The sequence below is a fragment of the Halopseudomonas aestusnigri genome (genome assembly GCF_002197985.1).
GTDB lineage: Bacteria > Pseudomonadota > Gammaproteobacteria > Pseudomonadales > Pseudomonadaceae > Halopseudomonas > Halopseudomonas aestusnigri.
In genome coordinates, this window is sequence record NZ_NBYK01000006.1 from 184173 (window position 1) to 185514 (window position 1342).

Genomic DNA, 1342 nt, shown 5'->3' on the forward strand with positions numbered 1-1342 from the left:
ATTTGGTCCGTGCATGCTTCGCGTTCGGCTGCTCGCATCCCCACTGTAGGGCCACGGCATGCCGTGGCCGTGACATTCTGCTACGCCCATCCGATGCCGCAACCTTCCCGTCTTGCCCATGCACCAACACGGTGCTAGTCTCTCCAAGTCGTCAAACGACGACCTTTCGTTTTTACCTGTCCAGAGTGACCGCATGTCCACTGCCCAGACCACCGCTGTTGTAAACCGCCCCGCGCTTGCCGGTGTGGTTGCGCGCGTGCAGGCTGCAGTGGCCTGCCTGCCGGTCACCCCTCCCGGCGTAGCCATCGTGGCTGCCGTGGCTTCACCGCCACCGGCGCACTGATCTCACTACACTTTTCTGATTTCTGTTCTCTCTGACTGGCGTAATGCCGCAGGGCGAACCTGTGTCCTGACAGGTGACATATGTTTATTCAACGTTTGAACTGGGCCGCCATTGGCCCGACTGCGCTGTTCGTGCTGCTCTGGAGCGCGGGCGCGATCTTCTCCAAATGGGGGCTGGAACATGCCTCCGCCTTTGCCTTTCTGCTGCTGCGCTTTGTACTGGCCTGCGCTGCCCTCGGGCTGCTGGCGCTCACCCGGCGGCGCTGGCTGCCGGCGCGCGGTTCCCGCAGGCAGGTAGCCTTGGTCGGGGTGCTGCTGACCGGTGGCTACACCATCTTCTACCTGCTCTCGCTGGACGCCGGGCTAACGCCGGGCGTGCTGGCAACGGTGCTGGGTGTGCAGCCGATCCTCACCCTGATGCTGGTCGAACGCCGCGCCAACCTGCTGCGGGTATTGGGCTTGCTGCTGGCGCTCGGTGGTCTGACGCTGGTCGTGCTCGACAGCCTGCTGGCGGCGCGCTTCTCGTTGCTGGGCATCGGCCTGTCGCTGGCAGCGCTGCTGTGCATCACCCTGGGCTCGATCTTCCAGAAGGGTATTCAGCAATCACCCATGGACGTGCTGCCGCTGCAATACGCCATCGGCCTGCTGATGTGCGCGGTGGTGGCGCCCTTTCAGCCGTTTGACGTGGAATGGAGCGTCGGCTTTATCGTGCCGCTGCTGTACATGGGCGTGCTGATTTCGGTGGGTGCGACCCTGCTGCTGTATCGGCTGATTCGGATGGGCAATCTGGTGAATGTGACCAGTCTGTTTTATCTGATGCCTGGCTGCACCGCGTTGCTGGATTTCCTGTTTTTGGGGAATCGCATGGCGGCGTTGAGTTTGGTGGGGATGGGGGCGATTGTGGTGGGGTTGGTGTTGGTGTTTAGGCCGCGTGGTTAATCTAGCGCCCGTGCTCGGATAGCCCCGGCGTGCTGACCCTATCACCACGTCATCCTCGCGT

At 62.5% G+C, this 1342-nt stretch carries 2 protein-coding genes; both read left to right on the plus strand.

Annotation, left to right across the window (positions count from 1 at the left end):
- The first annotated feature begins 193 nt into the window (after positions 1-193).
- On the plus strand, positions 194-343 hold the full coding sequence (locus tag B7O88_RS17975) for a hypothetical protein (RefSeq protein ID WP_160003172.1): 150 nt from the start codon (positions 194-196) through the stop codon (positions 341-343).
- Positions 344-423: 80 nt separating this feature from the next.
- On the plus strand, positions 424-1281 hold the full coding sequence (locus B7O88_RS11010) for a DMT family transporter (protein ID WP_088275934.1): 858 nt from the start codon (positions 424-426) through the stop codon (positions 1279-1281).
- Positions 1282-1342: the final 61 nt, after the last annotated feature.